The organism is Mycobacterium sp. 1245852.3 (genome assembly GCF_001669335.1).
Lineage (GTDB): Bacteria > Actinomycetota > Actinomycetes > Mycobacteriales > Mycobacteriaceae > Mycobacterium > Mycobacterium europaeum_A.
The window spans coordinates 1-19,447 of record NZ_LZLL01000474.1 but is presented as its reverse complement, the minus strand read 5'-3'; the positions used below and the strand labels follow the sequence as shown (position 1 = coordinate 19,447).

Genomic DNA, 19,447 nt, shown 5'->3' with positions numbered 1-19,447 from the left:
TGACCCAATTTGCACACGTAGTTGTTCACATTAGCAATGGTTCTTGGCTGCGTAATGCAACGGTTTGGTTACCGCTGTGAATTGTGTCGGCTAAATCGGTTGGCAAATGCAATTGACGTCTGCGAAGATCGCGGCCCTTGACGCGTAAACGGCTCCGTTTGCGGCCGGTTTGGCGCGGGTACCTCGCTGTCGTGGCCGATCTCGTGGCTCGACGCGCGACGGCGCTCTGGCGGCGCCTGCTGATGTCACCAGTGCTCACCTTGAACGGCTGGGTGGCATTCAACCTGCCCCGTGCGGTGACCGCGCTGGGCGGGGCGTTGCTGACGGGCCTGGTTGCGGTGCATGTCTACGTGCTGGCCAGCCGGCCGTACCTGCCCGGGTATTTCGCCGCGTACGTCGCCGCTTTGGCGGCCGCCTGCCTAATCGCCGCGAGCGCCATGCTGATCGGGATCAAACCCTCAGTGCCCCAAGGCGGTTGGTATTTCGGCAGCCTGATTTGCTCGGCCTTTCTCATCGTGTATGTCCTCACCCGGTGGATCGGCCCGCCGGGATTGGAAGCGGTGACCGCCCGATGGGACTTCGCGCCGGGAACGCTGGCGATGGTGTGCGCGGCGGCTTTCATCGCCGTGCACACGACCGTGTTGTCGGGCATCAACGTGGCCTATCCGCACAGCCAGCAGTGGTATGACTGACGGAGCCTGGGCATGACGACGTTGGACTATCCGGTATGGCTGCGCATCGATCATTGGCTGAACGTGCTTTTCGTGACGCTGATCCTGCGCAGTGGTCTCGAGATCCTGGCCACCCACCCGAAGTTGTACTGGCACGACGACAGCAAGCCGGGCTCGGAGTGGGCCCGCTTTACCCGAAAGGTCATGCCGCGGGACAGGATCTACGACACCCTTGACGAAGAAGAGGACTACAGCCCGTTCATCTCGCTGCCCGGCCGCGCGCAGCTGGGCGTGGGCCGCCACTGGCACTTCTTCGTGGTGATCGGCTGGATCCTGCTGGGCCTGTCGTACTACATCCTGTTGTTCGCCACCGGCCAATGGCACCGCTACTGGCCCGCGTCATGGTCGATTTTCCCCGAAGCGTGGGACGACATCGTCACGTATCTGTCGTTCAACCTTCCGCCGGTGCTGCCCGGCGAGCCGCTGGACGCCATGCAGAAGCTGACGTACGCGGGAGTCGTCTTCATCCTTGCGCCGTTTCAGATCCTGACCGGGGCCGCTCAGTCGCCGGCGATCGAGGCGCGGTTCCCGTGGTACGTGCAGATGTGGGGCGGTCGCCAATGGGCGCGCAGCTTGCACTTCCTGGGTCTGGTCGCCTTCCTGGTCTTCATCGCGATTCACCTGTCGATGATTTTCTTTTGGGGTTGGGGCCGGCTCACCGCGGCAATGATTTTCGGCGCCGTTCGCAACACCTACTGGTCGACCGCGATCTCACTGATGATCATTGCGGCGATCATCGGCATCCATGTGGCGGCCACGATTTGGAGCCTGCGCAACCCGCGGTCGGTGCAGCGGGTGCTGGGGGCGGTGGTCACCGCCGCTCGTCGTCTGCTGTTGCGGCCGCTCAATTCCCGACAGAACTATCCGGCCCACAAGATCTCAAAGCAGCACCGCGTCAACGGAAAGCCGCCCACCAGCACGGAATACAAGGTGATGGCGGTGCACAACTTCGTGGACTGGCGACTGCGGGTCGGTGGACTGGTGGAAAACCCGGTGACCCTGGACCTGAGCGCGCTGCGGGCCCTCGCCGAGTCGGAAACCCAATGCGTGATGCACAATTGCGTCCAAGGTTGGACCAGCATCGGCCAGTGGACCGGAGTCCATCTGCGTCAGCTGGTGGACTTGGTGCGGCCGCTGCCCCAGGCGCGCTACGTCTGCTTCCTGACCATGCAGGACAACAGCACCGACGAGCCGGCGTCGCACGGCGGAGGCCAATTCTACGAGGTGCTTGACCTCGAGTTCGCCGACAAGCCGCAGACCCTGCTGGCGTACGAAATGAACGGCACGCCTGTGCCGATCCAGCACGGCGCGCCGTTGCGTCTGCGGGTGGAAACCCAAGTGGGATTCAAGATGGCCAAGTGGATCAATCAGATCGAGTTCGTCGAGGACTACGCCGGCATCGGCATGGGTACCGGAGGCTGGCGCGAAGACCGCGTGTACTACGACAAGGACGTGGAAATCTGAGATGACCGACACGGCGACCGAGGGGGTCGGGGTACGTCCCGAGCTGATCAGCTTGGATTCGGTGGCCCGACATCGCGTCCTGAAGCAAGTCACCGCCAAGGGCGGACATTGTGAAGCCTGCGGCGCAACGGATTTCGCCGTGGGCGACGCCCTCTACCTGGGTTACCTGTTTCTGAATGAGGACGCCGACGCCTACCTGGTCGCGCTGACCTGTCGCAATCCGGACTGCGCGAAGCCACGGACCGCGATCAGATTGTCCGACAAGGACTTTCTCACCTACGCGCCAGGCGCCACGGACGCTTCCAAGCATGACCCCCGCTAGCCTGGCCCTCGTTGGATCCGGGAAGCTTCGGCCGGGTCAGATCGAATCGCTCTATCAGAGGCGATAACTCGCGTAGCTGATCGCACAGCGAACCGAACCGCCGCTGATCGTCCTCGCCGAGTTGGCCCAGCGAACTGTAGTGCGCCACGCGCGGCAGCCGTCCCGCGAGGGCGGTGCCCCACCGGATGTTGAGGTCGTAGACCTCTTCATCGTCGACGTCGTCACGCTGTCCGAGTCGCTTGAGCGCGTCGATCTGCTCGGTGAGAAACGCGACGTCGTCGTCGATATTGACCGGCGTCCCATCGTGCGGTGCCACGCCTCGACGAGTACCCAACGTCGGCCCCGCTACACGGGGCCCGGCGAGCGGTCAGTTAAGCGACTACGCCGAGACCGGCTTCTTGGCGGGCGCCGAGACCTTCATGAGCTTCATCAGGTTGCCGCCCATGATCTTTGCCTTGTCCTCATCGCTGAACTCGGCGAGTTCGTCGACGAAGGTGATCGGGTCTTTGAGGCCCTCGGGGTGCGGCCAGTCGGATCCGAAGACCACCCGGTCGGTGCCGACCATGTTGACGATCTCGGTGAACCGGTCCTCCCAGAACGGGCTGACGTAGACGCAGCGCTTGAACGTCTCGATCGGGTCCTCGGCGAAGGCCTGCGGCATCTTCTTGTAGACGCCCTTGAGGCCCCTGAACAGGTTGGGCACCCAGTCGGCGCCGTTCTCGATGGACAGGATGCGCAGGTCGGGGTTGCGGGTCAGCGCGCCGTGACAGATCAGGGCGCCAAACGCGTCCTCGATGGGGCGGTGACCCATGGCCAGGCTGCGGAAGGCGGTCGGCTTGAAGGGCAGGAATTCGTCGCCGGGTTCCCAGATGTTGAGCAGCTCCGAGTAACCGCTGTCCGAGGCGTGCATGGAGACGGGAATTTCGGCGCGCACGCAGGCCTGCCAGAACGGGTCGAACTCTTCGAGGCCGAACGACCGGCTGCCGCGGTAACCGGGCACCGGCGCCGGGCGGACCAGCACCGTGCGCGCGCCGCGCTCGAGGCACCACTGAAGCTCCTCGAGCGCGCGGTCGACGATCGGCAACGTGATCACCGGGGTGGCGAAGATGCGGTCCTTATAGTTGAACGACCACTGCTCGTACATCCACTCGTTGAGCGCGTGGATGACGTCGTGGGTCATCTCCGGGTCGTCCTTCATGCGCTCTTCGACCAGGCTGGCCAGGGTCGGGAACATCAGCGCGAAGTCGATGCCGAGCTCGTCCATAACCTCCAGGCGCGCACCCGGTTCGCGGAAGGCGGGGATGGCCTTCATTGGCTCGCCGAGGATTTCGCGGTAGCTCTTGCCCTGTGAGCCGTTGCGGAAGTAGTCCTCCTGTGCGCCCGGGCGAGCCACCACTTCGAACGTCGGGTTCGGGATGTATTCGCTGATGTGCCCGCGCACCACGATCTTGGTGCGGCCGCGTACCTGGACGTAGTCGATGACGTTTTTGCGCTTTTCCGGCAGGAATTTGGTCAGCGCTTCCTGCGGCTCGTACATGTGGTTGTCCGCGTCGAAGACGGGGAAGGGCAGTTCCCGGGACGGCATGGCGATCTCCTAGCAGAAGTCTCAATTCTCACCTGTGGTAACGACGTTACCACTTGTGCGCAACAGGGTATAGCGGTTCAGCCGTCGGCTCGCAGCCCGCCCGTCGGGGTGTCGCCGTTGATGACGGCGAAATTCACGGTGGCCGTGGCGCGCAGTTCGTCGTCTCCGTCGCCGTAGATGTCGACCTGCATCACCATCGCCCGTCGTCCGGACCGCAGCATCGTGGGCACCGCGAAGGCCGCCCCCTGCCGGACCGGCCGCAGGTAGCGGATGAATAGATCCGCGGTGGTCATCGTGGTGCCCGGCTGCAGGTAGTCCAGCCCGAACTGTCCGCCCGCCACGTCCACGAGCGTGGCGATCAGGCCGCCCTGCAGCGCGCCGGAGGTGTTGACGACCGCGGGGCTGACCGGCATGGTCATGGCGAATTGGCCATTGCGGGTCGTGGGGCGCATGCCGATCTGGCCGAACAGCTCGGCCAGCGACGGGGCGGTCGACTCTTCGTCGGTGTCGCGGATGCCCAGGGCGCGGCTGCAGAAGTCGTACAGCTGGCCGGCGTCGACCGGCGTTCCGTTCAATTCCGAACCGAGCCAATGCAATCGCTGCGCACCCATCATCGTCTGCATGACGATGGCGGCCGCCGCGCCGACGTCCAATCCGGGGTTGAAGACCCCCTCGGTGATGCCTTGCCCGACGATGTCGCGAATCAGTCCGTGCAGGGGAGAGAGCACCCGGGCGTATTCGCGCGGCCGGGTCTCGGCCAGGTGCTGGTTGTAGAGCGTCAACGCGCGGTTGAGGCTGTCCTGGGTGCTCGATTCCGGCTGCTGGCTGAGTCGGTCGATCAACAGCTTCAGCGCCGAGGTGCTGTCCAGTCCCGTCGTCTCCGCGCGCCAGGTCTTGACAGATTGGGCGATGGTTCGGTCGAACAAAGCCAGCAGCAACTCGTCCTTGCTGCTGAAGTGTTGGTAGAAGGCGCGCAACGACGTCTTGGACCGTGCGACGACCTCCTGCACGGTGAAGTCGGTGCGTCCCGTTTCGCCCAGTATCGCCACGGCCGTCTTGATGAAGCGGTCGCCGCGCGTGATCTCGATGTCGTCGCCGGGGTCGGCCATGAGCGAGTGGTCCCCTTCCATTGCGCGCTGCTCGCGCCATGAGAATGAGGTTACCGCGCCTGGCAACCTATCCCTTGATCGAAGACGATGGCGGGTCTCGACAGCGAATTCTCAGGTGCTTGGCACCGCAGGAGCGAATAGCCGGCAGCCGGTGCGGGTACGCGCCCAGTGAACAGCTGTACTCGGCGAAGTGCGGCACTCAACGGGGGCGGTGAAACGCGACGGGGTCGAGGTTCGACTCGCAAGTCGACCGCTCCTTGGAAAATCGACCGGCGCGCCGCGGTTGGCCGAGGGAGGAAAGGGTTCGGAGATGCCAGAGGTCCAACTTCACCACGAGGGACATCCGAAGTATCGACGGATGGTTCGATTCGACTGGTCGGACACCCCGCTGCACTGGGTGCCCGGCGACCCGTTCTCGACGCACATGATCAACGTGTTGCATCTTTTGCTGCCCGAGGGTGAGCGGCACTTCATCAAGGCGGTCCTCGAAGCGTCGTCGCTGGTCGATGATCCCGAGCTGGAGGCGGCGATCAAGCCGTTCATTCAGCAGGAGTCCTGGCATGCATGGGCGCACCAGGTGGTGTTGGACCATCTGGCCGAGCAGGGCATCGATACCAAGCCGTACACCGACCGGCTCGGCAGGTTGTTGTCACTGACGTTGGGTGATCCGCCCAGGTGGTTTACGCCCGCGATGAAGCGGTGGTGGCTGTATCGACGCCTGGCCGATGTGGCGGCGCTCGAGCATTACACCGCGATGTTGGGCCAGTGGGTGCTGACGAACCGAGGCCTGGACTATGCGAAAGCCGACCCGATGATGCTCGACCTGCTGCGCTGGCATGGCGCCGAGGAGGTCGAGCACCGCTCGCTGGTGTACGACGTGTTCCAGCATGTCAGCGGCAACTACTGGATCAGGGCGTTCTCGATGTTCTTCACTACGCCGTTATTCATCGCCTGGTGGGTCGCAGGTGCCCGCTACCTGATGGCCCAAGACCCCACGATCGACCAAAAGTGGCGTTGGCGCGACTGGTTGTGGGCCGCCCGCGAGTACCGGTTGCCAGGCCCGTGGAAGCTCATGGTGACAACGCCCGTCCGGTACCTGCGGCCCAGTCATCATCCCAACGATGAGGCGTCCACGCAGATGGCGGTCGACTACCTGAACTACTCGCCGGTGGCGAGAGCGGCTAAGGAGCGCGCGCGCTCGCAAGCGAAGTCGGGTGGTCCTGACAGTTCTCGAGACACCGAAAGTTCCACCGGTGCGGCAAGAAAGGCCGAGGTCCGATGAAGGTTGTGGTGGATCTGGACACCTGCGATGGAAATGGCGTGTGCATGAGCATCTGCCACGAGGTGTTCGACGTGCGAGAGGACGGACTCCACGTGCTGCAGGAGCAACCGCCGGAGTCGTTGCGGGACAAGCTGATTGGGGCCGAGGTGTCGTGTCCCACTCGGGCGATCACGGTGCAGGACTGACCGATGCCCACAGATCAGCTCAGGCAGGTTGTCGTCGTCGGTGCGGGCGTTGCCGGGACGCGGGCGGCGGAGACCCTGCGACAAGAGGGGTATGACGGTGACTTGACCATTGTGGGCGCCGAACGCCAGGCCCCGTACCACCGGCCTCCGCTCTCGAAGAAGTTGCTCACCGGCGAGGTGCACAGGGCCGGCGTCGACCTCGCGCCCCAGTTCGAGCTCGATGCCCGCGTGCTGCGCGGAGCTTCGGCGCTCAAGCTGGACATGGCCGCGCGTACGGTTCACGTTCGCGACGAAGATCACGACCTTGCTGTGCAATTCGACGGACTGGTCATCGCCAGCGGCGCGGTGCCGCGCGAGTGGCCGGGCGGGCCGGTGCCCGACGGCGTGCTGACGTTGCGCACGGTGGAGGACTGCCTGGGGATCCGGGAAACACTCGGCGCGCGCCCGCGGGTGGCCGTGGTGGGCGGCGGCTTCATCGGCGCGGAGGTGGCCGCCAGTTGTCGATCCCTGGGCCTGGACGTGGTCCTGATCGAGAAGGCCGAAAACCCGCTGCTCGCCGCATTGGGCAAGGAGTTGGCGCCCTACTGGGCCCAATTGCACCGTGACCATGGCGTGGACCTGCGGGTCGGCGCGGGTGTCGACGCATTCGTCGGCAACGGGCGGGTCGAGGCGGTTCGGCTCAGCGACGGTTCGCAGGTGCCGGCCGATCTCGTCGTCATCGGCCTTGGCGTGGTTCCTGCGACCGAGTGGCTGGACGGCACGGGACTGCGGGTCGACGACGGAGTGGTCTGCGATGGCACGGGCGCGGTCCAAGGCGACGCCGCGGGCGTCCCGGTCGTCGCGGCCGGCGACGTCGCGCGCTGGTGGCATCCGCTCTACGAGCGCCACCTGCGCACCGAGCACTGGGACGACGCCGGACGTCAGGGCGCGGCCGCCGCCCGGACCCTGCTGGCCGGCCGCGACCGCGCGGACACCTACGACGAGCTGCCCTACTTCTGGTCCGATCAATACGACGTCAAGGTCCAGATGCTCGGCGTACCAACAGGATACGATGCGCTGGAATTCGTCGAAGGCGATCCCGACTCGTGGGAATTCGTTGCCGCGTACGGCCGTAACGGCCACACCATCGCGGTGCTGGGAACGATCCCGGGTCGCGTGCATGCCTACCGCGGAGCGATCGAGAAGCGGGCCCAATTCCCGCCGTTGCCGCCGGACTAGCCGCCCCGGGCCGCGATCATCGCCGAGCGGTTGACCTTGGTCGCCGCGGTCCGGGGAATCGCATCGACGAACTCGACGGTCTTGGGCGCTTTGTAGGGGGCGAGGCGGTTCTTCGCGTACTCGATCACTTCCTGTTCGGTCAGTGGCGCGGCCCCGTCGGAGTCGGCGCGCTGAACCACGGCGTGCACCCGGCGCCCCCATTGCGGGTCGGCCAGGCCGATCACGACGACATCGGCGATGCCGGGGTGGCCGGCGAGCGCCGACTCGACTTCGGCCGGAAAGACGTTGGCGCCGCCGCTGACGATCATGTCAACGCGGCGGTCGACGATGTAGAGGTAGCCGTCCTCGTCCAGGTGGCCGATGTCGCCGGCGGAGCGGAACCCGTCCTCGGTCGACGGCAGCGGCGGCGCTCCGCCCAGATAGCGGTATCCGGCGCTCATCGGCGCCCGCAGGTACACCTCACCGTCTTCGCCGGGACCCAGCGGTCGCTTGTCGGCGTCCAGAATCCGGATCTCGGTGTCCCGGAATCCGCGGCCCACACTGCCCGGGTGGGCTAGCCATTCGTCGCCGCGCAGCGCGGTGAGCCCGAGGTTTTCGGTCATGCCGTATGCCGTCACGATCTGCTCGGGACTGAGCAGTTCGAACCAGGTGTGCAACAGCGACGGCGGCATCACCGCGGCGCCCTGCAGGATGAACACGATGCTGGACAGGTCTCGCTGCCGCACGTCGGGTCGGGCCGCGATGCGCGCCAGCATGGTGGGCGTGGCGGTGAAGTTGGTGATCCGGAACCGCTCGATGACATCGAGAACCAGTGCCGCAACGAACTTTTCGAGTATCACCAGATGGTCGCCACCCAGCATCATCAGGAAGGTGGCGAAGCCGTTGGTGTGATACATCGGCGCGGGCACCATGATGGTCTGCGGCTGGGCCACCGGTGTCCAGTTCGACAGGAACGGTTCGCCCTGTTGCGGGATCCACAGCGAGGGCGCCAGGTTGAGGATCACCTTGGGCACGCCGGTAGACCCGCTGCTGCAGATCCCGTTGGCGGTGGGGGAGACGGCGACCGGCAAGGCGCCATCGGGTTCGCCGGCCGCGCTTGCGTCGAGTTCCCAGCGGCTCTGTTCGTCGACGACCACGACGGGGTTGATGACGTCGCGCACCCGGTCGCGTTCCCACTCGGGAAGATCCCAGTGCATGGGGACGGGCACCGCGCCGATCTTCCAGCATCCCAGCGTCGCCAGCACCAGATGCTGGGAGTTCGGAATGGCCAGTGCTACAAGTGAACCCGTTTGCGCCCCGCGGCCGGCCAGCGCACGGCCCCACTGGTTGGCGCGGGCATCGAGTTCACCGAAGGTCAGCGAGGCCGCGCTGCCGTCGAGCGCGACGATCGTCACGGCCAAATCGTCGCGCCGTTCTTCGGCCAGCTGCCGCAGTTTTACCCCGAACGGGATGCCCTCAGCGAACGGATTGGGCGTCACCGCGGCGGCTGGGGATTGGCTCATCTGCGCCGCTCTCCTCCGCAAGCGGGCGGGGGTACCTCCCACATGTGGGGGCGTGCCGCCGCTGCATCGTCACCGGCGCGGGTCATGCCGATACCGGCTCACTGAACAGCGTCTCGAAGGACCCGTCCGAGACGCAGGGGACCAGGCGCAAGGCCAGTTCCTCGGTGCCCAGCGGCAACCGGATCAGCGGCTGGGTGTGCCGGTCGAGGACGCTGACGTCGGACTCGTCGCAGAAACCCAGGGCGCCGAGCAACTGGTGCGACGTGCGCATCACCTGTCGTGCCGTGTCTGCGGCCTTGAGCCGAAGAATCAGGGCGTCGGCCGAATGGATCTGTGCAGCAAGCGATTCCGGCCGGCAGATGGTGAACTTCGCGAGTTCGTGCAGTCCGCGGACCGCAACGGCGGCATCGGCGACGGCGAACCTGACGGCCTGGAAGTCGGCGAGCGGCTTGCCGAACTGGATCCGGGCGCGCACGTGCTCGGTGACCACCCGCAGCGATTGCTGCACCGCTCCCAGAATCCGCCATGATCCCAGCACGAGATGAAGGTTAACGTCACCGGCGGGCACGCTTGCATCGGGTGCGCTCAAGGTGGCCGGAACCAGGAACGGCCCCAGCTTGGCGCCGGTCCGCGACCCCGGCTGGGGCCGGTAGCGATTGCCGTCCAGGTCCGCGGCGACCCACTCACCGGCCAGATCGCCGTGGTCGATGCGCGGGGCTTTCGGATTGACCAGGGTCAGGCGTGCGCCGTCGATCGCCAGCAGCTCCTCCACCAACGGATAGGGGAGCACGGTGGCGCCGGCGGCCTGACACAGCACCGCCGCGGCCAGCAGGTCGTCCGGCTCCGAGCGCACGTCGAGCTCGAAGGCACCGACGTCGTTGAGCGCGGTGCGCGCCGCATTCCGGATGGTGTCGTCGGTCTCGGCGCGCAGCGCGGCCGGCGGTCCGCCCAATCGGGTCAAACGCTTACCCGCGACGGCCGCGAAATCGCTGATGTCTTGCGGCAGATCGGTTTTCACCTGTGTTCTCCCAATACGTCTCGTGCCACCAGCATGCGTTGGACCTCGATGGTGCCCGATGCCACCGTGGCCGCCTGCGCGTAACGCCAATGGTCTTCGATCGCTCCGTGCAGCGCCGCGGAGGTTCCGCTGTCCAGCGCCGTGGGGCCCAGCACGTCGAACAGCAGCTCGGCGACGAGCTGATCGCACGTGGTGGTGATGATGCGTGCGGCGCTGGCGGCCGCCCCGGCCGCCGGATCGTCCTGCAGTGACACGGCGCGATAGGCCAGCAACCGGGCGACCCGCAGGTCGACGAGGGCGCGCACCCAGCGGGTGCGGATCGTTTCGGGAAGCTGGTCCCAGTCGTCGCCGAGTTGGGCGCGCATCCGTTCGAGCAGCGATTCGCAGCGCGCGTAGCGCGCGATGCCCACCCGCTCGAACGCCAGGGCTTCGCGCATCACCCGCCAGCCGTCGCCGACCTCGCCGAGCACGTCGCCGGGATACGCCTGCACGTCGTCCAGGAACATCTCGTTGAGGTGGTGCGGTCCCAGCATCGACGGGATCGGCCGGACCGTGAATCCGGCCCGGTCCATCGGAATGAGAAAAAGGGTGAGCCGCTTGTGCTTTGGGGCTTCGGGATCGGTGCAGGCCGCCAGCACGCACCAGGACGCCATCAGCGCGTACGACGTCCACACCTTCTGGCCGGTGATGCGCCACCCGTCGCCGTCGGCAACGGCGCGGGTGCGCAACGACACCAGGTCGGTGCCGGCCTCCGGCTCGGAAAAGCCCTGGCACCAGATCACGTCCCCGGAGGCGATGGCCGCCAGGTGCTTGGCCTTTTGTTCGGCCGTCCCGTACCGCATGAGCGCGGGCCCGACCCAGTTGATCCCCATGTACTGCGGACCGCGCGGCTCGTGCTGCGCCCACATCTCCTCGCGCAGGACCGTCTGCTGCCAGACCGAACCACCACCGCCGCCATGCTCTTTCGGCCACGCCAACGCCAGCAGCCCCTCGGTGGCCAGCAGCTTGCAGAACGTCTCGGTGGTGGCGAGGTCCTGCGGGTTTTCGGTGCAGGCGCCCAGAAAGTCGGCGGGGATGTGGTTGGCAACCAGCTCGCGCAGGTGGCTGCGCAGTTGCCCGGCGTCGTCGCCGAGGTCGTAATCCATTGTCGTCATCCCTTCGGCAGCCCGAGCAGGCGCTCGGCGATGATGTTGCGCTGGACCTCCGACGTCCCGCCGTAAATGGTCGCGGCCAGCGCGTCCTGGCGTTCGAACAGCAGATCCGGGTCGGTGGCCGATTCCGGGCCCGCCGCGGCCGCACTGAGTTCCCAAACCCGCTGTAAGGTCAGCGATCCGAGCAGTTTCATGGTGTCGGCTTCCGGGCTGGGCCGGCCCGCCAGTTCGTTGCCCAGGGCGCGGTAACCGGTGGCCCGCAATGCTTCGGCGTCTGCCAGCAGTGCACCGAGTTCGGCGTAGGCGTCGTGGCTCGAGTCCGCGGCGTCGCGCACCGAGTCGAGCCCGCGTTTGATCTCAACCCAGTTCATGATCCAGATCATCTGGCGTTCGTGGTGCAGCGACGACATGGCGACGTGCCAGCCGCCGTTGAGCGGTCCCAACAGGTTCTCCGCCGGCACTGCGACGTCGTCGAGGAAGACCTCGCAGAACGTCTCATCGGAGATCGACGACATCCGGATGGGTTCGATCCTGACCCCGGGCGACTGCAGGTCGAGGATGAGGCACGAGATGCCACGGTGTTTCGGCGCGTCCGGATCGGTGCGGGCGTAGAGGGTGCACCACCGCGACAGGTGCGCCTGGGTGGTCCAGATCTTGTGGCCGTTGACCCGGAACACGTCGCCCTCGCGCACCGCGCGGGTGCGCAGGCCGGCGAAATCCGACCCCGCTTCGGGCTCGGACATGCCCAGCGCCCACCACTCGTCGCCCCGCAGCAGCGGGACGAGCAGACGCTCGATCTGGGCGGGTGTGCCGAATTGCCGGATGCCCGGCGCGGCGACGCCGGGCCCCGCGATGTTGGGGAGCTTGGGTGCCGACCGCAGTGCCGCCTCGATTCGGACCTCCATGGCGTCGCGCAGGCCCAGCGATCGGCCGCCGTGCTCGCGGGGCCAGGTCGGCTGCAACCACCCGGCCTCGAATGAGGCCCGCTGGTAATCGCGCCGCAAACTCAGATCCCAGCGGTATTGCCGATAGTTCGCGTAGTAGTCGTCGGGCAGAAACTCCGCCAGCCACGCGCCGAATTCGTCCACCACGACACTCACCGGCACCGCTCCTCCTCGTCGCGGCGTCCCCCGCAAGCGGGCGGGGGTACCTCCCACTTGTGGGGGCGTGCCCCCGCTGCATCGTCGCCGGTGCGACTCACGCGGCACCCCCACAGAATCGGCGGCCCACCTCGTAATACAGGGCGCGGCTGTCGCCCAGCAGGGCGGCGCCCTGCCAGGCGCGCCTGACGTAGAGGTGGGCGTCGTGCTCCCAGGTCTGCCCCAGGGCGCCGTGCACCTGAACGGCCGTGCGCGTGCAACTGGCCGCCGCATCGTTGGCCGCCGCCTTGGCCAACGCCGCGGCGGTCCACATGTCGGTCGAGGGCGTGTCCGGGTCGGCAAGGCGCGCCGCCGCGGCGTAGGTCAGGCTGCGGGCGCGTTCGATGCTGACGTAGTTGTCCGCCAGTGCGTGTTTGATGCCCTGGAACGCACCAATCGGCTGGCCGAACTGGCGCCGTGACTTCGCGTACTCGACCGAGCGGTGCAGCGCGGCGCTCGCCACGCCCAGCAGGTCGGCGGCCGCGGCCACCCAGGGCGCCGTCAATGCCGAATCGAGGTCGGCGGGCGCCACCGCGACGGGCTCGGCGTCGATCTCGACGCCGGCCAACGGGTGAGCGGGATCGGTGGATTCGGCCGCCGGCACCGCGGTGACGCCGTCGCCGCAGCGCGCGACCGCCGCCACGGTGTCACCGTCGTCGCAGCGGGCCAGCGTGACGACGAGCTCGGCGCGCGACAGGTTGGGGACGGCAATCGCCGTGCCGCGCAGGCGTCCTTGGCGCAGTGTCATGGGCGCCCCGGGCAGTCGGGATCCCTGGGCGTGAACCGCCAGCGTGGCCACGACACCGCCGGCGATGTCGGTCAGCACCGCGTCAAGCCCGGTGTTGCGCAGCAGGCCCGCGGCCAGACCTACGCTGCCCAACAACGGAATTGGGGCCAGCGCCGCACCGCATTCCTCGAGAACCAGGGCCAGCTCGACCGGTCCGTAGTCACCGACGCCCGGGGCGGCCAGCTCGGTCCAGCCGAGGTCGACGACCGTCTTCCACAGCGTGCGCCAGCGCTCGGGGTCGGTGATCGCTTGACGCGCGGCATCGGGTGGACACTCCGTACGTAATATGTCGCGTACGGTGTCGCGCAGCGTCAGCTGCTCCGAGTTCAGCCCGACATCCATAAGACCTCTAACATAGTAAAGATAATAAACTAGCCGTGCCGTCGCAATCGCACGGATCCGACGTAGAGGTGGCGCGTGGCCGAGTGGTATCTGTTCCTGCCCCAGGTGAGATTGTCGGCGGCCGACATTGCGGACCGGGCACATCAGGCCGAGGCCAGCGGTTTCGATGGAATCGCCTTCATCGATCACCTGGAGGCGCCCGGGCTGCCCGACGAAAGCATCTGGGAGGCAATGGGCATTGCCAGCTGGGTGGCGGCCAAGACCGAGCGCTTGCGGATCGGGCATCTGGTGCTGTGCGACGCGTTTCGGCACCCTGCCGTGCTCGCCAAACAGGCCGTCACGTTGTCCGAGGCGTCGGAGGGCAGGTTCGAGCTGGGCCTCGGCGCGGGATCATGGCCGTCGGAGTTCACCAGATTTGATGTCGGCCAACAGGATCCGCGGGCGAGGGTCGAGCAACTCGGCCGGCATCTGAGATTGCTCAAGCAGTACTGGGGCGACGGCGACGAGCGAAACGGCCCGGCCCCGCAAGCGCCGCCGAGATCTCACCCGATACCGCTGGTCCTGGGTGGGAGTGGACCCATGATGATGGAACTCGTTCGCGAGCACGCGGATTGGTGGAATCTACCGGCGCACCAGCTCGACCGGCTGCCGAAGCTCGCCGGGGCCGCGGGGACGGCCCGGATGTCGATTCAGCAGATGATCGGCTTCGTGCGGTCCGGTGGTGATCCCGATAGCGTACGCGAGGTCAGCATCCGGCGATTCGGCAACCTCGGATCGGGGCTGGTCTGCGGCGACGCCGACGAGCTGATCGGACACTTCACTGGTTTGGCCGCCCAGCGGGTAGAGCGGTTCTACGTATGGTTCGCCGACTTCGCCGCCCCGGAGTCCTTGCACGAGTTCGGCGAATCGGTGATCAAAGCCTTTCCGGCGCCGTAGGCCTCAGCCGCGTTTCGCGCGGCGCCGGGCTTCGGCCGGCACGACCGGCGGTCGCGCGAACGGGCCGCGCTCCACGGCCGACAGCCGGATCTCCGGCAGATCGACCGACGGGTCGACGGTGTCCAGCCAGGCGACCGCCTCGGCGACGTCCGCGACCTGAATCGCATACATCTCGAAGGGGACGTCCTGCAGCATCTCGGTGGCCACCGGGCCCGGCGTGACGATATGCACGCTGATGCCGTCGCGGTCGACCTCGAGCGCCAGGGCTCGCGCGAACGCGTTCATCCCGGCCTTCGACGCGGAGTAGGCGGTGCGGGCCGGCATCGGCTCGTGTGCGGCCGACGACGAGATGAACACCAGCCGCGAGCCCGCCGACATCTTCGGCAGGACCGCCGAGGTCACCACGAAGCACGAATCCAGGTTGGCCGACATGATGGCCTGCCACTGCTCGAAGGTCTGCTTGCGTGCGTAGGTACCCCCGAGCGCGCCGGCGGCGTGAACGACGAGATCGATCGCCGCCAATGTGCTTAAGGCAGCGGAAAAGTTGCTCGGGTCGGACGCGTCGGCGACGATGTGGCGGGCACCGATCTCCTCGGCGGCGGCCCGCAGCGGGGCCTCGCGGCGCGCCGAGAGGACCACGTCGTAACCGCGCTCAACCAGCTTGCGGGCACAGCCCTTTCCGATCCCGCCGCTACCGCCGGTGACCAATGCGGTTCGCATGACCGTGCAGGCCGCCCTTCAGGAGTGCCGAATGTCTCGCGGCCGCGACAACGCCTGCGGGGAGAGCGCGTAGATGCGCTGGTCGTGCTGACCGGACAGGACGTAGGTCTGCGTGTCGGCCAGGTGCCGGCCCGCGATGCGGCGAGCCCGATCGACGTTGCCCTCGGCGATCGTCTCGGTGAGCTTGACGTGGGTGTTGAGCACCGCGCGGCGCTGAGTGAGCGACGGGTAGGTGCCGCGGGACGCGCTCTCGTCGGCCCACTGTCGTTCGTGGCTGCTCCACAGTGTCTCGAGGCTGCCGACGACCGCGATGATCGTGTGATTGCCGCAACCGCGCACGACGTGGTCATGGAACTCGCGCCCGATTTCGGTGAAAAGCCTTCCATCGTCCAGGTTTTCGGCCATCGACTCGTTGATCCGGGTGAGTTCGGGTACCAAGGTGCTCGCCCGGTCCGGCCGGCGAGCGGCCAGGGCGGCGCAGGCGGGCTCGAGTTCCTGCAGGGCCATGCCGAGGTCGGCGAGCTCCACGGACTCGCTCTGCAACAACAACCCGAGCATGTAGGCGGCGCTGGTCTTGGCCGGGGCGTGCACGACGGCGCCGCCACGGTTGCCCCGCCGCACCGAAACCAGCCCCTCGGTCTCCAGAATTCGCAGGGCTTCGCGCAGCGACACCAAGCTCACATTGAATTGTTCGACGAGCACCTCTTGACGTGGCAAGAGATCACCGTCCGCGAGTTCACCGTCGATGATCTGACGGCGCAACTCGTCGGCTACGATTTCGGCGATCCGCGGCGCCGACAGCCGGCGCCGGGCGTCGGGGCCAATTCCCAAGGCGGTCATCCGATCCTCAAAACACAAGCAACTCGCTGGCTTAGCTATTTTAACAGTAATGATATAAATAGCTTCTCTGGTCGCATGCCGATCGGAAGGGCGGGTGTAATTGAGCGAGCGGGCCGACAGCCGGCCGACACCGCTACACGATTTGCGTGTCGTCGAGATCAGTGACCGGATAGCGGGCAGCTACTGCGGGAAGCTGCTGCTCGACGCCGGCGCGCAGGTGCGCAAAATCGAGCCGCCGCAAGGGGATTCGTTGCGGAGCTACACCGCCAGCGGGTCCCCGCTTGCCCAGGGGCGCGCCGCCCCGTTCTTCAGCTACCTCAACGCGGGCAAGCGCAGCATGACGTTCGCTCCGGACTCACAGCGCTACCGCGACGAACTGGCCGGCGCCGACGTGATCGTCGTCACCGCCGGCCGGGCGCGCGCCGCGGCGCTGGGCATCGACCCGGAACGACTGCTGGAACACTCGCCGCGGGCGATCATCGTCACCATCTCCGACTTCGGCTGGACCGGACCTTACGCGGACCGGGCCGCCACCGAGTTCACCTTGCAGGCGTGGGCCGGCTCGCCCGGCTTCCGCGGCGACCCCGCCGGTCCGCCGATCGCCATCGGCGGCGATCTCGGCGAGTACATGGGCGGCGTGTTCGCCGCCTTCGGCACCCTGGCCGTCCGGCGCCGCGTCGAGCGCGGCGGTCCCGGCGAGCACCTGGACCTGTCCATGCTGGAAGCGCTGACCACGATGCAGAGCAGCGAATGGCTGCATTCCCAGCTGCTGTGCGTCCCGCCGATCGGGCGCACCACCGAGGTCCCCTCGATCGAACCCGCCAAGGACGGCTACGTCGGGATCACCATGGTCACCGGTCAACAGTGGCTCGATTTCGCCGCGATGGTGGAATGTCCGCAGCTGGAGGAGATCGAACAGCTGCGGTTTCAGATCGGCCGGTGGCAATACCGCGACCTGATCCGCGAACAGATCCGTCCCTGGCTGGCCGAACGGACCGTCGCGGAGATCGTCGAACTCGGACAGCTGTTCCGGCTGCCGATCGCGGCGCTGGGCAACGGTGCCACCATCCGGGAGTTGGAGTACGTGCGCGAGCGCGAAGTCTTCGTCGCCAACCCCGCCGGGTTCGATCAGCCGCGGCCGCCCTGGCTGATGGCGGCCTGCGCACCCAGACCCGTGGGTGATACGCCCCTCGTCGGCGAAGCGGATAACGAGTCCCCTTGGCGCCGTTCGGAATTCGAAGCGGAGCCGGAGCCCGACGGGCTGCCGCTGGCCGGTGTCCGTGTCGTCGACCTGACCGCCTTCTGGGCCGGGCCCGCCGCAACCCACCTGCTGGCCGCCTTCGGCGCCGACGTCGTCAAGATCGAGTCGATCCAGCGTCCCGACGGCATCCGGTATTCGGGCGGGATGCGCACCGACGTGGACGACTGGTGGGAGTACGGCTGGGTGTTCCACGCGATGAACACCAACAAGCGTTCGGTCACACTGGATTTGGGGTCCGAGCGGGGCCGCGGTCTGTTCACCGAGCTGGTCGCCGGCGCCGACGTGGTGATCGAGAACTTCTCGCCGCGGGTGATGGAGCAATTCGGGCTGACCGACGACGTGCTGCGCAAGGTCAACCCGAAACTGGTGTTCGCCCGGATGCCGGCGTTCGGCGTCGAGGGGCCGTGGCGCGAACGCGTCGGGTTCGCGCCCACCATGGAACAGATCGCCGGCCTGGCCTGGGTGACCGGCCTGCCCGACGCGCCCCCGGTGACACCGCGCGGGGCCTGCGATCCGCTGGCCGGTGTGCACGCCGCGTTCGCCGTGCTGGCCGCGCTGAGCTTCGCCGAACGCACTCAGACCGGCCAGCTGGTCGAGCTGCCGATGCTGGAAACCGTGCTCAACGCCACCGCGATTCAGGCGATCGAGTCCGAAGTGTTCGGGGTGACGTTGAGCCGTCGCGGCAACCGCGGTCATGGCACGGCGATCCAGAACATCTACCGGTGCGCCGGACCCGACGACTGGATCGCGATCACCGTTCGCGACGACGCGCAGTGGCGGGCGCTGGTGGCGTTGATGGACCGACCGGTGTGGTGCGACGACGAGGAGCTGTCCACGATCGCCGGGCGGCACCGTCGAGCCGACGACATCGATGCCCGGCTGGCGGACTGGTTCATCGGGCGGCCACGCGATGCGGCGGTGGAGCTGTTGGCGGGCGCGGGAATTCCCGCCGCGCCGGTGGTGTCGCCGTCGCTGGTCACCGACAACCCGCAACTGCGCGAGCGCGGCTTTTTCGAGGCATTGCATCATTCGAGCACCGGGCTGGGGCTCTACCCCTGCCCGCCGTTCGCTCGGCTCGCCGGCCAGCAGCGGTGGCTGCTGCGGCCGCCGCCGAAGCTGGGCGAGCACAATGAGGAGGTCCTGCGCGAAAGGTGCGGGCTGACCGACGAAGAGCTGACCCGCCTGGCGACCGGCGGGGTGATCGGGACCCGACCCAAGGGCCTATGAGAAGTGGAGGGCAGCTGATGCGCGTTACGGTCGATGAGAACTTGTGCGAGGCCAATGGCTTCTGCGAATCGCTTGCGCCGGAAGTGTTCGAGCTGGGCGACGAGGACGTCGTGCAGATCGCGGACGGCCCGGTGCCGCCGCGTCTGGAGATCGATGTGCGGGCCGCGGTAGATCAATGTCCCAAGGCCGCGCTGCGGTTGGTCGACTGAGCTTTCGCGCGTAAGTGATTCAGCGCCGCTCGGTCAGCGAGATGGCCATCTCGTCGTAGATCGACATGTTGGTGGTTAGATTCGGATGGGCCACCTTCGCCGGACCGATCTCGATGTCGTCGCAGCGCAGCAGCAGCTCGTCGAGGACCGCGCGCAGTTCGGCCCGGGCCAGCATCGCGCCCAGGCAGTGGTGCGGTCCGCCGCCGCCGAACGCCACGTGCGGGTTGGGCTGTCGGCCGATGTCGAAGGTGAACGGCGAGGGGAACACCTCCTCGTCGCGGTTGGCCGAGCGCAGCGTCGACACCACGCGTTCGCCCTTGGCGATGTGCTGGCCGTCCATCTCGACGTCGACCTTCGCGGTGCGCGTCCAATACGCCACCGGTGACGCCCAGCGCAACACCTCCTCGACCGCGCTGGTC

Annotated in this window: 20 protein-coding genes; 9 read left to right on the top strand and 11 right to left on the bottom strand. The window is 67.1% G+C overall.

From position 1 onward, the window contains the following. The first annotated feature begins 191 nt into the window (after positions 1-191). The 3 genes from A9W96_RS21080 to A9W96_RS21070 are packed head-to-tail and all read left to right on the top strand — an operon-like array spanning position 192 to position 2,517. On the top strand, positions 192-692 hold the full coding sequence (locus A9W96_RS21080; RefSeq protein ID WP_067142743.1) for an oxidoreductase: 501 nt from the start codon (positions 192-194) through the stop codon (positions 690-692). Between the two features lie 12 nt (positions 693-704). Beyond that, a complete protein-coding gene (locus A9W96_RS21075; RefSeq protein ID WP_067142740.1) occupies positions 705-2,195 on the top strand; it encodes a molybdopterin-dependent oxidoreductase in 1,491 nt (496 codons plus the stop codon). Position 2,196: 1 nt separating this feature from the next. Next, positions 2,197-2,517 (top strand): hypothetical protein, encoded by a 321-nt coding sequence (locus tag A9W96_RS21070; RefSeq protein ID WP_066866611.1) that lies wholly within the window; start codon positions 2,197-2,199, stop codon positions 2,515-2,517. On the opposite strand, the gene A9W96_RS21065 is transcribed toward A9W96_RS21070, so the two are convergent. The 3 genes from A9W96_RS21065 to A9W96_RS21055 form a co-directional block, all read right to left on the bottom strand. Continuing rightward, on the bottom strand, positions 2,468-2,833 hold the full coding sequence (locus A9W96_RS21065) for a hypothetical protein (RefSeq protein WP_066866614.1): 366 nt from the start codon (positions 2,831-2,833) through the stop codon (positions 2,468-2,470). The genes A9W96_RS21070 and A9W96_RS21065 overlap by 50 nt on opposite strands. 63 nt (positions 2,834-2,896) lie before the next feature. Next, positions 2,897-4,102 carry an amidohydrolase family protein gene (locus A9W96_RS21060; RefSeq protein WP_066877667.1) on the bottom strand — a complete coding sequence of 402 codons (1,206 nt, stop codon included), beginning with the start codon at positions 4,100-4,102 and terminating at the stop codon, positions 2,897-2,899. Positions 4,103-4,179: 77 nt separating this feature from the next. Next, complete coding sequence (locus A9W96_RS21055; protein WP_066866618.1) at positions 4,180-5,211, bottom strand: hotdog fold thioesterase; 1,032 nt, start codon at positions 5,209-5,211, stop codon at positions 4,180-4,182. Positions 5,212-5,521: 310 nt separating this feature from the next. Between A9W96_RS21055 and A9W96_RS21050 the strand changes: the two genes are divergently transcribed. The 3 genes from A9W96_RS21050 to A9W96_RS21040 are packed head-to-tail and all read left to right on the top strand — an operon-like array spanning position 5,522 to position 7,896. Next, complete coding sequence (locus A9W96_RS21050; RefSeq protein WP_067142757.1) at positions 5,522-6,493, top strand: metal-dependent hydrolase; 972 nt, start codon at positions 5,522-5,524, stop codon at positions 6,491-6,493. Continuing rightward, positions 6,490-6,678, top strand: coding sequence for a ferredoxin (locus A9W96_RS21045; protein WP_067142736.1), 189 nt, complete (start codon positions 6,490-6,492; stop codon positions 6,676-6,678). The genes A9W96_RS21050 and A9W96_RS21045 overlap by 4 nt, the downstream gene beginning before the upstream one ends. A gap of 3 nt (positions 6,679-6,681) precedes the next feature. Beyond that, the gene (locus tag A9W96_RS21040; RefSeq protein WP_067142733.1) at positions 6,682-7,896 is read left to right on the top strand and encodes an NAD(P)/FAD-dependent oxidoreductase; all 1,215 of its coding nucleotides are present in this window, start codon (positions 6,682-6,684) and stop codon (positions 7,894-7,896) included. Here A9W96_RS21040 and A9W96_RS21035 read toward each other — a convergent pair. The 5 genes from A9W96_RS21035 to A9W96_RS21015 all read right to left on the bottom strand — a co-directional run bounded on the left by A9W96_RS21035 (position 7,893) and on the right by A9W96_RS21015 (position 13,835). Beyond that, positions 7,893-9,398 carry a class I adenylate-forming enzyme family protein gene (locus A9W96_RS21035; RefSeq protein WP_067142730.1) on the bottom strand — a complete coding sequence of 502 codons (1,506 nt, stop codon included), beginning with the start codon at positions 9,396-9,398 and terminating at the stop codon, positions 7,893-7,895. The two genes, A9W96_RS21040 and A9W96_RS21035, sit on opposite strands and share 4 nt — an antisense overlap. Positions 9,399-9,480: 82 nt before the next feature. Continuing rightward, positions 9,481-10,416: an acyl-CoA dehydrogenase family protein gene (locus A9W96_RS21030; protein WP_067021720.1), complete on the bottom strand. Its 936-nt coding sequence runs from the start codon at positions 10,414-10,416 to the stop codon at positions 9,481-9,483. Next, positions 10,413-11,570 carry an acyl-CoA dehydrogenase family protein gene (locus A9W96_RS21025; protein WP_197497882.1) on the bottom strand — a complete coding sequence of 386 codons (1,158 nt, stop codon included), beginning with the start codon at positions 11,568-11,570 and terminating at the stop codon, positions 10,413-10,415. The genes A9W96_RS21030 and A9W96_RS21025 overlap by 4 nt, the downstream gene beginning before the upstream one ends. Continuing rightward, entirely contained in the window at positions 11,567-12,658 is a 1,092-nt protein-coding gene (locus A9W96_RS21020; protein ID WP_197497883.1) for an acyl-CoA dehydrogenase family protein, read from the bottom strand. The genes A9W96_RS21025 and A9W96_RS21020 overlap by 4 nt, the downstream gene beginning before the upstream one ends. A gap of 106 nt (positions 12,659-12,764) precedes the next feature. Beyond that, positions 12,765-13,835, bottom strand: coding sequence for an acyl-CoA dehydrogenase family protein (locus A9W96_RS21015; protein ID WP_066877677.1), 1,071 nt, complete (start codon positions 13,833-13,835; stop codon positions 12,765-12,767). Between the two features lie 75 nt (positions 13,836-13,910). Here A9W96_RS21015 and A9W96_RS21010 point away from each other — a divergent pair, with 75 nt between their 5' ends. Then, positions 13,911-14,771 carry an LLM class flavin-dependent oxidoreductase gene (locus A9W96_RS21010; RefSeq protein ID WP_067021724.1) on the top strand — a complete coding sequence of 287 codons (861 nt, stop codon included), beginning with the start codon at positions 13,911-13,913 and terminating at the stop codon, positions 14,769-14,771. A gap of 3 nt (positions 14,772-14,774) precedes the next feature. On the opposite strand, the gene A9W96_RS21005 is transcribed toward A9W96_RS21010, so the two are convergent. Both A9W96_RS21005 and A9W96_RS21000 read right to left on the bottom strand, forming a co-directional pair. Further along, positions 14,775-15,491, bottom strand: a complete 717-nt coding sequence (locus A9W96_RS21005) for an SDR family oxidoreductase (protein ID WP_067021726.1) — start codon at positions 15,489-15,491, stop codon at positions 14,775-14,777. 18 nt (positions 15,492-15,509) lie between these two features. Continuing rightward, a complete protein-coding gene (locus A9W96_RS21000) occupies positions 15,510-16,331 on the bottom strand; it encodes a FadR/GntR family transcriptional regulator (RefSeq protein ID WP_066866638.1) in 822 nt (273 codons plus the stop codon). 100 nt (positions 16,332-16,431) lie between these two features. Between A9W96_RS21000 and A9W96_RS20995 the strand changes: the two genes are divergently transcribed. Beyond that, complete coding sequence (locus A9W96_RS20995) at positions 16,432-18,819, top strand: CoA transferase (RefSeq protein ID WP_067142727.1); 2,388 nt, start codon at positions 16,432-16,434, stop codon at positions 18,817-18,819. 17 nt (positions 18,820-18,836) lie between these two features. Then, on the top strand, positions 18,837-19,028 hold the full coding sequence (locus tag A9W96_RS20990; protein ID WP_066866641.1) for a ferredoxin: 192 nt from the start codon (positions 18,837-18,839) through the stop codon (positions 19,026-19,028). Between the two features lie 19 nt (positions 19,029-19,047). Here A9W96_RS20990 and A9W96_RS20985 read toward each other — a convergent pair. After that, positions 19,048-19,447 (bottom strand): cytochrome P450 (locus A9W96_RS20985; protein ID WP_156765344.1); only part of this gene is annotated, 400 nt, incomplete at its 5' end.